The organism is Niastella sp. OAS944 (assembly GCA_024809215.1).
In the GTDB taxonomy this organism is placed as follows: Bacteria; Bacteroidota; Bacteroidia; order Chitinophagales; family Chitinophagaceae; genus Niastella.
Map to the genome: position 1 here is coordinate 417,587 of JANUBW010000008.1, position 12,922 is coordinate 430,508.

General features: G+C 43.5%; 11 protein-coding genes. 7 read left to right on the forward strand and 4 right to left on the reverse strand.

Annotation, left to right across the window (positions count from 1 at the left end):
- The first annotated feature begins 231 nt into the window (after window positions 1-231).
- The 5 genes from GGD38_RS28170 (at window position 232) to GGD38_RS28190 (ending at window position 4,132) form a co-directional block, all read left to right on the forward strand.
- Window positions 232-759: an RNA methyltransferase gene (locus GGD38_RS28170; RefSeq protein ID WP_375302921.1), complete on the forward strand. Its 528-nt coding sequence runs from the start codon at window positions 232-234 to the stop codon at window positions 757-759.
- A gap of 170 nt (window positions 760-929) precedes the next feature.
- The gene (locus GGD38_RS28175; protein ID WP_375302920.1) at window positions 930-1,856 is read left to right on the forward strand and encodes a UbiA-like polyprenyltransferase; all 927 of its coding nucleotides are present in this window, start codon (window positions 930-932) and stop codon (window positions 1,854-1,856) included.
- 161 nt (window positions 1,857-2,017) lie between these two features.
- A complete protein-coding gene (gene ruvX, locus GGD38_RS28180) occupies window positions 2,018-2,431 on the forward strand; it encodes a Holliday junction resolvase RuvX (protein WP_375302919.1) in 414 nt (137 codons plus the stop codon).
- A 178-nt stretch (window positions 2,432-2,609) separates the two neighbouring features.
- Complete coding sequence (gene def, locus GGD38_RS28185; RefSeq protein WP_375302918.1) at window positions 2,610-3,188, forward strand: peptide deformylase; 579 nt, start codon at window positions 2,610-2,612, stop codon at window positions 3,186-3,188.
- 8 nt (window positions 3,189-3,196) lie between these two features.
- Window positions 3,197-4,132 (forward strand): hypothetical protein, encoded by a 936-nt coding sequence (locus tag GGD38_RS28190; protein ID WP_375302917.1) that lies wholly within the window; start codon window positions 3,197-3,199, stop codon window positions 4,130-4,132.
- Here GGD38_RS28190 and GGD38_RS28195 read toward each other — a convergent pair.
- Window positions 4,122-7,754: a gliding motility-associated C-terminal domain-containing protein gene (locus tag GGD38_RS28195; RefSeq protein ID WP_375302916.1), complete on the reverse strand. Its 3,633-nt coding sequence runs from the start codon at window positions 7,752-7,754 to the stop codon at window positions 4,122-4,124. The genes GGD38_RS28190 and GGD38_RS28195 overlap by 11 nt on opposite strands.
- A 79-nt stretch (window positions 7,755-7,833) precedes the next feature.
- On the reverse strand, window positions 7,834-8,910 hold the full coding sequence (locus tag GGD38_RS28200; protein ID WP_375302915.1) for an RluA family pseudouridine synthase: 1,077 nt from the start codon (window positions 8,908-8,910) through the stop codon (window positions 7,834-7,836).
- Between the two features lie 68 nt (window positions 8,911-8,978).
- On the opposite strand from GGD38_RS28200, the gene lipB reads away from it, so the two are divergent.
- On the forward strand, window positions 8,979-9,758 hold the full coding sequence (lipB, locus tag GGD38_RS28205) for a lipoyl(octanoyl) transferase LipB (RefSeq protein WP_375302914.1): 780 nt from the start codon (window positions 8,979-8,981) through the stop codon (window positions 9,756-9,758).
- A 94-nt stretch (window positions 9,759-9,852) separates the two neighbouring features.
- Here the strand turns inward: lipB and GGD38_RS28210 are convergent, their stop codons facing one another.
- On the reverse strand, window positions 9,853-10,761 hold the full coding sequence (locus GGD38_RS28210; RefSeq protein ID WP_375302913.1) for a hypothetical protein: 909 nt from the start codon (window positions 10,759-10,761) through the stop codon (window positions 9,853-9,855).
- Between the two features lie 75 nt (window positions 10,762-10,836).
- The gene (locus tag GGD38_RS28215; RefSeq protein ID WP_375302912.1) at window positions 10,837-11,802 is read right to left on the reverse strand and encodes a 1-aminocyclopropane-1-carboxylate deaminase/D-cysteine desulfhydrase; all 966 of its coding nucleotides are present in this window, start codon (window positions 11,800-11,802) and stop codon (window positions 10,837-10,839) included.
- A gap of 40 nt (window positions 11,803-11,842) precedes the next feature.
- Between GGD38_RS28215 and GGD38_RS28220 the strand changes: the two genes are divergently transcribed.
- Complete coding sequence (locus tag GGD38_RS28220; RefSeq protein ID WP_375302911.1) at window positions 11,843-12,742, forward strand: NDP-sugar synthase; 900 nt, start codon at window positions 11,843-11,845, stop codon at window positions 12,740-12,742.
- Window positions 12,743-12,922 lie beyond the last annotated feature (180 nt).

Here is a 12,922-nt window from a genome sequence, read left to right on the forward strand (position 1 = left end):
GAGGTGATAATGTTGATAAAGTAAGGTTATAAGTTATGGAACAAGTTAACGAGAGTTGGCCAGAAAGAAATTTCCCCTCCCCCTTCCGGGGGAGGGGCCAGGGGGAGGGGGCCGTTTCTCCAAATTTCGGCTGTTTTTCCTACTTCATACATCGTACTTCCTACTTCGGCCCCCTGAGGTCTGAAAAGCGCCCCCTCAGGAACGATAATCATTTTAAGCTACCTTTGCGCCATGCGTAAGCTGAGTATGGACGAACTGAACCGGAAATCGGTTCATGAATTTAAGGAAGCCGAAAAAATGCCCGTTGTAGTGGTGCTCGATAATATTCGCAGTATGCACAATGTTGGAAGTGTTTTCCGCACGGCCGATGCGTTTTTGTTACGCGGTATTTATTTGTGCGGCTATACCCCGCAACCGCCTCACCGCGATATTCATAAAACCGCCCTGGGCGCCACCGAAACCGTGGAATGGAAGTATGCCGAAACTACTGTAGAAGCGGTACAACGGTTAAAAGATGATGGTTATAAGGTATTTGCGGTTGAACAGGTAGAGAGCAGTATTGCCCTAAATAAGTTCGATATGAACCAACATCAACCGGTGGCTGTTGTATTTGGCAATGAAGTTAGCGGGGTTGAGCAGGAGGTGATAAAATTGTGCGATGGCTGCATTGAAATTCCCCAACTGGGTATGAAGCACTCGCTGAATATATCGGTAGCTGCCGGTATAGTACTTTGGGAATTGGTAAGAAGTAAAGTGTAATGGTATAAGGAAACAGGGCGAGTGAGAAGTAGCGAGTGGCGAGTAGGGAATACAGAAAATAATAGTGAGTTTCGAAATAAATCCTCACTTGCCATTTACCACTAGCTACTAGCCGGCCTTCCTACGAAACATAATTTTCAATAAAGCAATATTCAATATTCGAAATAACAATGAGCACCGTTAAGAAATACCTGAGCCTGATAAAATTTTCGCATACCATTTTCGCCATGCCGTTTGCATTGATCGGGTTTATGCTGGCTGCTGCGGAACCCTTTAAAATATGGATCACCGGTTTTTACCGCGATTATTTACCTTCTTCGTGGAGCACATATGGTGAAACCCGAAATCCACTTTGGTTAACATTCGTTCTGGTGATCCTCTGTATGATCTTCGCCCGTAGTGCCGCCATGGCATTCAACCGCTATCTCGATCGCAGCTTCGATGCACAAAACCCCCGCACCGCCATTCGTGAAATACCAGCCGGTATCTTAAAAGCAAATAGTGTACTGTGGTTCACCATCATTTGCAGTGTGCTGTTTGTGGTTTGTACCTGGTTCATCAATCGCATTTGTTTCTTCCTTTCGCCGGTAGCTTTGTTTGTAATATTATTTTATAGCTATACAAAACGGTTCACGCCCTTATGCCACCTGGTGCTGGGTTTAGGTTTATCACTGGCGCCCATTGGCGCTTACCTGGCCGTAACCGGCCAGTTTGCTTTATTACCCATTTTATTTTCATTCGCCGTGATCTTTTGGGTGAGCGGGTTCGACATCATTTATGCCCTGCAGGATGAAGAGTTCGACAAATCGAAACAATTAAATTCTATTCCTGCCTGGTTGGGAAAAGCCAAAGGCTTACGCGTGTCTGAATTATTGCACGTACTAAGCGCCGCCTGTGTTATAACTGCAGGTGTAATGGGGCATTTTCATTGGTTATACTGGATTGGAGTAGCTGTATTTGCAGGCATGTTAATATACCAGCATTCTATTGTAAAACCCACCGATCTGCGCCGCGTTAACCTGGCGTTTATGACCGCTAATGGTGTGGCAAGTGTAGTGTTTGCGGTGTTTGTTATTACTGATTTGTTGGTTGGGTGATTTTAACTGTTACAGGTTCCAGGTTACATGTTACAGGGATAACAAGGAAGTTTGAACTGTGGGTGGATTTGAAATTTGAAGGGCGGCAACACAGAGGCCCTGCAACCTGCAACTTGAAACCTGAAACCGCTAACCAGAAGTACTAAACTACAATTAACCGAATGGCTCGTATTTTATCTATCGACTACGGTAAAAAACGTACCGGTATTGCCGTTACCGATCCTTTGCAGATCATAGCAACAGGGTTAACCACCGTTGAAACGCCCCAATTGTTTAAGTACCTGAAAGAGTATTTTGCAAAGGAAACGGTGGAGCTGATCATTATGGGCGAACCAAAAAATATGGACGACTCCGATACCCATGCCACGCCACTGGTAAAACAGGCGGTAGCCAGGTTGAAAAAGGAGTTTCCCACCATACCCATAAAGATGGTTGATGAACGCTTTACCTCAAAAATGGCCTCCCAGGCTATGATTGACATGGGGTTAAAGAAAAAACAACGCCAGAACAAAGCCCTGGTTGATGAAATAGCCGCTACTATTATGTTACAGGAATATTTACGCAGTATTAGTTGATTATCAATAGATAGGATGAGCGGCTAGTAGCTAGTGGTAAATGGCTAGTGAGGTTCATTCTCGTAGCTCGCTAAATTCCGGGACACCCTGTATTTTGTATTTCCTACTAGCCACTCACTACTTACCACTTGCCTTTTTTCAAGTACCTTTGCCAATTGAAAAAAATAACTATCAAAGAATGATATTACCGATCGTTGCATATGGCGCCGAAATATTGAGGAGCAAGGGCAAAGAAATAACTCCCGACTATCCTAACCTGGCCAAATTGATTGAAGATATGTGGGAAACCATGTACGCCAGCAGTGGTGTAGGGTTGGCCGCGCCACAGATCAATAAAGATATTCGCTTGTTTATCGTAGACAGCTCGCAGATTTTTGAGAACCAGGAAGAGGATGAAAAAGGCAAATACCCCGATGAGCCTGGTATTAAACAGGTGTTCATCAATGCACAAATAAAAAGCCTCGATGGTGAAGAATGGCCTTATAACGAAGGTTGTTTAAGCATTCCCAAAATAAGAGAAGATGTAATGCGCAGCGAATCGGTGACGCTTACATATGTTGACGAAAATTTTAAACCGCACGAAAAAACTTTCAACGGTATTACCGCCCGTGTTATTCTGCATGAATATGACCATATAGAAGGAAAATTGTTTATCGATTACCTGAAGCCTTTAAAAAAGAAATTGCTGCAGGGCAAGCTTTCTGATATCTCAAAAGGCAAGGTACGGGCCGATTACAAAATGATCTTCCCTAAATAATGCCGGTTATGTTTTTGCGCTGCTGGTGCTTGGTTGCTTTTCTTATTGTTTCAACTATTTTGCATGCCCAGGATTCGCTGGTGAAAATGCAAAACAAAACCATTACGTTAAAAGAAGTGGTTGTACGCAACAATCTGAACGTGGCCGCTTTTATTGAACGTATAAAGAACGACACTACTTTTTACAAAGCATTTCGTAATCTGAAGGTGTTGGGGTATACTTCGCTCAACGACATCAGGATGCTGAGTAAAGATGAAAAAGTAACCGCTTCGCTATACAGCCGCACCAAACAGCATGTAAACAATGGCTGCCGTTATACCCAGGTAATGGAAGAACAAACCAACGGCGACATTTACGACAAAAAACATCATTTCAATTATTATACACCCGGCATGTATGCCGGGTTGTTTTTTGCTGCCGATACCATTTGCGGCGAAACCAATATTGTAGGCAGCGAAGCTTTTAGCACCTCAGGCAAAAGCGGATTGGAAAAACACAAAGAGCAATTGAAAATGTTGTTCTTTAACCCCGGTAAAAAAATACCCGGTATTCCATTTATTGGTAATAAGGTGGCCATTTTTGATGATGAGGTGGCTACCCGGTACGATTTCACCATTGATATTGAAGCCTTCAAAGGCGAAATGTGTTATGTGTTCACCTGCAAACCACGTACTGATCTTACTGGTGGTGAAAAAGACAAGATCGTAGTAAACGACATGACCACCTGGTTTAAAATAGATACCTGGGAAATTGTTGCCCGTAATTATGACCTTAGCTACAATGCCGGTGTATACGATTTTGATGTACGTATGGAAGTGGAGTTAACCAAAATTGGCAACTACCTGGTGCCAAAAGTACTTCGTTACAATGGCGATTGGGATGTTGTAATGAAAAAACGGGAACGCTGTATTTTTACTGCTACATTGTTCGATTTTACCTTGTAAGAATAAGAAAGCCCTGTTTGCTGTCCTGCTGCCCTTCTTTATCGGTTAATGAAATGATCCACGCATACCCACCGTTAGGTTGATCAATACCCTTCCATTTTCCATCCCACCCTTTATACGGGTCGTGGCTTTCAAAAACCTTTTGGCCCCATCTGTTAAAAATAGCCATATGAAACTCCTTAATGAACCAGGGGTGTTTGATCCTGAAAATATCATTCAGTCCATCGTTATTGGGCGAAAATGCATTCGGCATTATCAGCAGGCACAAACCCTGTTTAATGTTTATTTTATCACTTCTTGTTCCGCATTCATTGGCTATTGTAACCTCATAAGTGCCCGGTTCGGTAACGTTGAAATAAGGAGCTGTGCTTCCGTTTTGCCACAGAAAGGTTGCCTGGCCATCAACCCTGGGTTGCAGGGTGAATGTTTGCCCTTTACATACCATTGTATCGTGCCCCAGGTCAAACACCGGTTTAAGTATATAAGAAACATTTACCGTATCGGCATTGGCGCATCCGTTCAATAATACCCGCACCCAATATTTGCCTGCGGAGCTTACTACAAAAGAAGGGTCTGTGTTATTGTTTTGCCAGGTATAAGTTGCATTGCTGATAGTACTGGTGTTTAATGTATAGCCGATGCCTTCGCATAAGGTGGTGTCGTTACCCAGGTTTACAGTCGGGGTGGGGTTGTACAATACAGAAACACTGTCGCGTTTAATACAACCCCGCTGGCTTACCTCAAGCCAGTAAATACCAGGTTGACTGATGACTTCCTGCGCCTGTGTATTTCCCGTGCTCCATGTATAGGCAGCTGCCGGCAAATTAAAGTTATAAGCCAGTTGTTGGCGGTCGCACAATGTGGTGTCGTTGCCAAGCGTGAAACCCGGTAACGGCTTATTATAAACGTTTATGGTATCTGCATTGCTGCAACCGTTTAAGCCGGTAGCCTTAACCCAATAGGTGCCCTGGGTATGTACAGGATAGGTGTCGGCGGTTGAATTGTCGTGCCATGTATAGCTGCTGATAAAACTGTTGCCTGCCTGTAATACCAGTGACGCATTAATGCAAATGGTGGTATCGTTCCCAATGAAAAGGGGCGGAATTGGTTTTGTGGTAATATTGAGGGTGTCGCGAAAACTGCAACCCTGTTGGGTTACCTGCGCCCAATACAGGCCGGCAGTGGTTGCTGTAAGCTGGTTGGCCTTACTTCCATTCTGCCATAAATAGGTGGCGTTTGAAATACCGGTTGTTAATGGCAGTTTGTCGTTGGCGCAAATGGTGGTGTCGTTACCCAGGGAGAAAAATGGGAGCGGGTTAAATGCCACATTGATAGTATCTGAAACGGTACAGTTGCTGTTATCAACCTTTACCCAGTATTGTCCGCCGTTTTTCACCATAAGCGTGGGGTCTGTAATTCCCGTACTCCATTCGTAAGTGGCATTTGCAATGTTTGCCCCCAGCTTTACCGAATCACCTGCACATAATGTAGTGTCGGCGCCTAAATAAACGGCCTGTGCATTTACGTAATTCACATAAATGGTATCTGAACGCATACAGCCGTTGTTTGCATATGCATACACCCAGTATTTACCGGCTGTTGTTACATTGAAACTGGTGTTGTTCGAACCATCCTGCCAGCGGATATAGCTGGCACCGGTAATACCGGGGTTCAGCAACAGGTTTTGATTGTTACAAAGTGTTGTGTCGTTGGGCAATTTGAATATAAGACCCTGCTGTTGCGTAATGTTTATGGTGTCTGAAACCGGGCAGCCATTATTATTATACTCGGCCCGCACCCAAAACTGGCCGCCGGTTTTTGTATAAATAACATCTGTAGTAGCGCCGGTGTTCCAAAGAAAATCGGCCCCCGGGGCATAAGCGGTTAAACGTAAGGAGTCGCCGGTGCAAACGTAGGTATCTGCCCCCAGTGTAAATTGGGGCGAAGGAAGTATCGTTACATTAATTGAATCCTGCATAATGCAGCCGTTACAATCGTTCTGCCTCATTTCAACCATATACTTGCCCGACGAGGTAATAGTAAAGCTGTCTGATAAAGCGCTGAATGTATAAGTGCCGTTTGCCGCTTTTTTATACCAGATAAATATGCCATTTATAACATCGAGCTTAAGCTTTAGTGATTTCCCCTGGCAAAAAATGGTGTCTTTAGGGTAATCAGAGAGTAATCTTTTGGTAGGGTCTTTTATTTCAACAAGTGTGTATACTTTTTCAATGAACCGGCCATCCGATGCATACAGATCGGCGGTAACGGTGTAATAACCGGGCGCAGAAAAAACATGATCTTCTTCTTTGTTTGCAGAGGTGTTGTTGCTGCCACTGGCCGGGTCGCCAAAGTTCCATTCCACATGGTTAATGGTGTCGTTGGTTATTTTAAAATGCCAGGGGGTAGGGTAACACCCGCCTGTATAAACGATATTATTGATCACTGCTTTTTGCGTATAGTGATGGTAAAAATCAGGCAGGCCCGGGCCGTTATCGGCTGCCGTTTGAGCGTTGATATTTAAACCACAGTGGGTGCCTATCACGTTGGGACTATCAATGGCAGATATCGTCAATGTGTTCGCATATTTCATGTAAATTTTCTTATCGGGCCCCAGTCGTGGTTTGCTCCAGTACGGGAAATTGCAGAACGTTAATTGTGTGCCTGCAAAATGAGCGAATTTCGTGAACTGCACCGAATCTTTGTAGCAAAGATTAAATTGATAAAGACTGGAGGCTGCAAACCCGCAGGGTTGTAATTGTCCCGAATTATAATTCCAAACAGCATACAAAAGCCTGTTATCGGGCGAAAATTCAATACTGCCCGGACCGTAATAAACATATGCATCCCGGGTTGACTTAACCCTGCTGGTTAGTAACCCGGTTTGAGCATCAACGTCAAAAACTTCAATGAAACGTAACCAGCTTGAATAAATTCCCGGAATAAAAGTATGGGTAATGCCGGCAATCATTTCTCCGTTGGGAGAAGTTCTCATATCGACGAAATTGTACTCTTTTATATTTGAGTTACTGCCTGCCTTGCTTATAACAGGTGTGGCGCTAATGCCGGCAGCTGTAACCAGCCGGCTGTAAAAGGTATCGGAGTATTGTTTGTGTGATACTATCCAGAAATCGTTGGACCCTTTTTTATTTACCAGCGTATAAGCATACGAAATAGAATCCTCTATTATATTATCGGCACTTGTTACACGGCCCAACCCGCCGTTTTGCGACATGTCTATTGTTGCATATCGCAAGGTGTACACGGCTGTACCGCCCGATACATAAAATAAATAGAACTGGTTATTGTTTGCGGGAGAAGCGGCCGTTAAAACAATATGAGCGGTGGCTACATTTTGAATAAGGTTATAGCCAGGCATGTTGTTGCGGTTGCGGTCAACTACTTTGCCGCCGTTGAAGGCAAATAAAAGATTGCCGGCGGCATCGCTATAGGTAGTGCTATAGGTATATGGCCCATTGTTAATTCCGGGAACAGTTTGAAAAGTGTTATTATTGAAATTGTTCCCGGAATTAAATCCGTAAAGCCAGTTATTGATTTCCTTTTGGGCAAATAACGGTTGAATGCACAGGGTAAGCAGAAGCAGGGTTAATAGGGATCTCATGTGAGTTCTAAAATATAACAAATTCGGTGTTTTTAATAGCCTGTCTGATCCACCGAAATTTTCCCCTTGCTTTCCCTGTTTAGCTTATATTTTTTGTTTTCGCATAACCGCGCCATTTTTCAAACAGCTTTTGCATATCCTCGGGCATTTCGCTGTTGAAAACCACTTCCTTACGTGAGCGTGGGTGTATAAATCCAATTGTTTTTGCGTGTAAGGCATGGCGTGGGCAAAGGGCGAAACAATTATCAACAAACTGTTTGTATTTGGTGAAAACGGTGCCTTTTACAATTCTGTCGCCCCCATATAATTCATCGTTAAACAATGGGTGGCCAATGCTTTTCATATGCACACGTATCTGGTGCGTGCGGCCGGTTTCCAGTTCGCATTGAATAATGGTAACATAACCCAGGCGTTCAATTACTTTGTAGTGAGTAACGGCGTCTTTGCCATAATCACCGTCGGGGTAGGCGTCGAAGATCTTACGAAAACGCTGATGGCGGCCAATATGCGCTCTTATGGTGCCTTCGTCTTCGGCCACATCGCCCCATACCATAGCTATATACTGGCGGTGAATGGTATGATCAAAGAATTCTTTGGCCAGGCTGGTGACCGCTTTTTCGGTTTTTGCCAGCACCATTAAACCACTGGTATTTTTATCAATACGATGCACCAGCCCAAAACGGGGCAGGTTATCGGCCGATATATTACTGTTCTGTTGTTGTAAATAATAAGCTACGCCATTGATAAGCGTGCCGCGGGGATTACCGCTGGCGGGGTGAACTACCAGGCCCACGGGTTTATTTATGATGAGGATGTCATCGTCCTCAAACACAATGTTCAACGGCATTTTTTCCGGAATGATCTCTTCCCCATGCATTTCCTTATCGGAATACACGATGATCTCTTCACCCGGTTTTATTTTATGATTGGCCTGTACGGTTTTACCGTTTACGGTTACCCGGCCGCTTTCGATACTTTGCTGTACTTTATTGCGTGAGGCATTTTCAATACGGGCTACCAGAAATTTATCGAGCCGCATGGGTTCCTGGCCTTTATCAACCACTAAACTAAATCGTTCATATAGCTCCTCCGCTCCTTCGGCACCGTCAATATTTTCATCCTGATCATTAAACGCATTGGCATCCTTTATTGTCATGTGGTGTCACAGTTTCGGCAAAGGTAAGCATCTAAGGGAGTTGTATAAAGTAGTACATTTGTTTCTATATGAAAACCAGTATAAAACAGGCCGTGCAGTTCCGCGACCTGGGCCAAATAGAATACCGGGACGCCTGGGAACTGCAGGAGAGGTTACTGCAGGAGAATGTTGCGGTTAAAACGGAATTGAGGAAAAGAATGGCGGCTTTGGAAGAAGAATTGGCAATAGACAATGGGCAATTGGCAATGAATACAGCTGATAATGAGGATGTTGCACCAACTACCAACCACTACCTGTTGTTTGTAGAGCATCCGCCGGTGTACACGCTGGGCAAAAGCGGCGCTATTGAAAATGTGCTAATTAGCGAGGAGGAGAGGGCTGCCAAAGGCATTAGTTTTTACAATACCAACCGGGGCGGCGATATTACTTTTCATGGAAAAGAGCAGCTGGTTGGCTATCCCATCTTAGACCTGGAGCGTTTTTACACCGATATTGGCAAATACCTGCGTAACCTCGAAGATGTGATCATTGCCACCATGGCCGATTATGGCCTCAAAGGGGAGCGTTCGCCCGGTGAAACGGGGGTGTGGATGGATGCCGACATTAAAGGCCGGGAAAGAAAGATCTGCGCTATGGGCATTCGTTGCAGCCGCTGGGTAACCATGCATGGCTTTGCCTTTAATGTAAATACCGACCTCACTTATTTCGATTATATTATTCCCTGTGGTATTCAGAATAAACAGGTTACTTCACTGGAGAAAGAATTGGGTAGAAAACTGGATATGGCAGAAGTAAAGGAACGGGTGAAGTTTCACTTTGAAAGAGTGTTTGATGTTGAGTTAATTTGATAATTCGATAATGTGATAATTCGATAATGAAAATACAGGTGTTGTATTTGTATTCATTATCACATTATCTAATTATCACATTATCACATTGACCTTAGTCTTTTGGAACAAAGAATTTATGCTTCTCCTTCAGCTTCCCATCTTCATATAATTCAAACTTATACCACCCCGATCGTAAGAAATTGACCTTGTCAATTAATACAACGGGTTCTTTTACTTCGGTTATATCGAACAGGAATTCGCTTTTTTCATCGAAGAACTTAATAGAGTAGTGATGCAGTGGTGCGCCGGGCACATTTACCCGTATGTTGCCATCTTTTTCGGTATAAACGAATTTTGATGGTTTATATATTTCTTTCGGCACAAATGGTTTAAGTAAAATGGTATCGCTGCCGGCAAAGGCAATGGTATCTTTTGTTTTGGTGATCACCGAGTCGCGGAACTTTTTAATTTCCCTGGCATTGATGGTGGCAACCAGGGTGTCGCGTTTTTTTATAAAGAAGAACTTTTCGGGTTCGGGTGCTTTTACCACAGGTTCGGGAACAGGCTGTAATTTTTCTTTTATTTCTTCGGCCTGTTTAGGTGTCACTTTCTCTGTGATGATCACCCGCGGAGCATTATCAGTACTTTGTTGTGGTTTGTTTACAACTACTTTGGCGGTATCGAGAATGGGCCGCTTCGATTTGCTGAATACAAATTTTCCGCTGTCCTGTACTATAAATAACCGGTAAAACTGTTTTTCGTCGGGTGCCTTGGCATCAACAATACCGTTCTGTTGTGCGGTTGGGTCGGCAACAGATAAAATAGAAGTAAATCCCCTGGTACTGTCTTTTGAGCGTTGAATGCTTATTTGCTTAACAACAGGGTAGTTGTTGGTCCAGCTAATGATAACCTTTTTATTTCCCTTGGTAACAACGGTAAAATTAGGCAGAACTTCCTGCGCCCGGCTGGTAGTAAATAAGGTACAAATAAGAAGTATAAGTAATGCTGCCAGTTTGCGCATGCCCATAGAATTAGTCGGTAAAGGATTTGGCGTCGCAAATATAACGGTTTTGCGATAGCGGTTCCATATTACAACTTACAGGAATGTTAATGTTCCGTTTGGCAACGACCGGTTGCCTTGTAATCCGCCGCTATGCACCATTAAAATGCGACTGCCGGGTTGAAAATGATCGTTTTGCACAAGATGCAAAATTCCGAATAACAGTTTGCCGGTATACACAAAATCGGTTGGCAGCTCATGTTTTTGATAAATAGTGTTCATAAAACTTATGAGTTCACCGGTTTTACGTGCATAGCCGCCAAAATGGTAATCATAGAATATGGTATATTTTTTATCAGGGTGGGGGGCCGGGGTCTCCTCCGCGTATGGTCTTACAAATTTATTCAGGCTGTTGTTTTCATCATCGGGCATTTTAAGGCTGCAAATGCCAATTACCTGCTGGTGTGGTAATGCAGCGTGCACCAAACCAGCAAGCATGGTGCCGGTACCGGTGGCGCAGCATATATGTGAATAACTTTCTATGGGTGCTAGTTTCAGGATCTCAGCAGCGCCTAAAACGCCGAGGTGGCTTTGGCCGCCCTGCGGAACAATAAAATAGTGGGGGTATTGCTTCTGTAATTCAGGTATAATGGCAGCTTCATCACTATAGGCTTCGCGCGAAATAAATTGTAATTCCATGCCGTACTCTTTTACTTCCTGTAAGGTAGCAGAGGGTTGAGCAGGTTCTTCACCACGAATAATTCCAATGCAGGCCAGGTTAGCCTGGCGGCAGGCAAGGGCGGTGGCCACCAGGTGATTGCTCCACGCGCCGCCAAAAGTAAGAATGCCTTTTTTGTTTTGCTGAATGGCTTCCTGAAGATGATATTTTAATTTGAACCATTTATTGCCCGAAATAACAGGATGAATGCGATCGAGCCGCAGTACATCTATTGGCACATTCTTTTCATAGAGCAGTTCATCATTAATCGGCTGCACCACTGCTTTCGTAAGGTCAATCGGTTGATTTAATACTTTGCTTGCCGGTAATAGATTTGACCGCATATTTTTATATTTTCGTGACTCAATTTTTAAAAATACAATAATGGAACCAACTCTTTTGATTTTGGCAGCAGGCATGGCTTCCCGCTACGGTAGTATGAAACAGATACAATCATTCGGACCCGGTGGCGAAACGATCATGGATTATTCAATTTATGATGCTATACGGGCCGGATTTAAAAAAGTGGTGTTTATTATCCGCAAGGAGTTTGCTGACGATTTTAAAGCCATAGTTGAACCCCCGTTAAAAGGAAAAGTAGAGATTGATTATGTGTACCAGGACCTGAAATCATTTACAGAAGGTTTCGATGTTCCTGCCGACCGTACCAAACCATGGGGTACTGCACATGCGGTACTGTGCGCAAAAAATGCCATCAATGAGCCTTTTGCGGTGATCAACGCCGACGATTTTTATGGCCGTGATGCATTTGAAAAAGCTTATTCTTTCCTTAAAAAGGATGTGAACGACAATACATATTCCATCATAGGTTATGAATTGCTGAAAACATTAAGCGAAAACGGCACCGTAAACAGAGGTGTGTGTGTGGCCAATGGCGGTGGAAACCTGGTTTCTATTGCAGAGCGCATCAATATCTCTAAAGTTGATGGAAAGATCCTTGCCGACGATAATCAACAACCAAAAGAATTACCCATCGATTCACAGGTTTCAATGAACTTCTGGTGTTTCTCACCTTCTATTTTCCCTTACTCTGAAAAATTGTTCAATCAATTTTTGAAAGATAATCTCAGCAATATCAAGTCTGAATTTTTCATTCCTATTGTTGGCGATAAATTCATCAATGAGGCTAAAGGCACTATTAAAGTAATTCCAACTTCATCACAATGGTTTGGTGTAACGTATAAAGAAGATGCGCCAGAGGTGAAGGCTAATTTAGAAGCGTTGGTTAATGCCGGGGAGTATCCGGCTAAGTTGTGGCCGTAAGTTGAATCAATTGGCAATTTGCAATTGGCAAGAAAGGCAGGCTCGCTATAAGGTTTGCACCTCACGAATTGCAAAATTGGCAAAAAATACAAAAGCCCCGAATCAATGTGATCCGGGGCTTTTCTTATGTATAAACTATTTGTATTAATTGCCTATTGCTTATTGTCAATTGCCTATTGG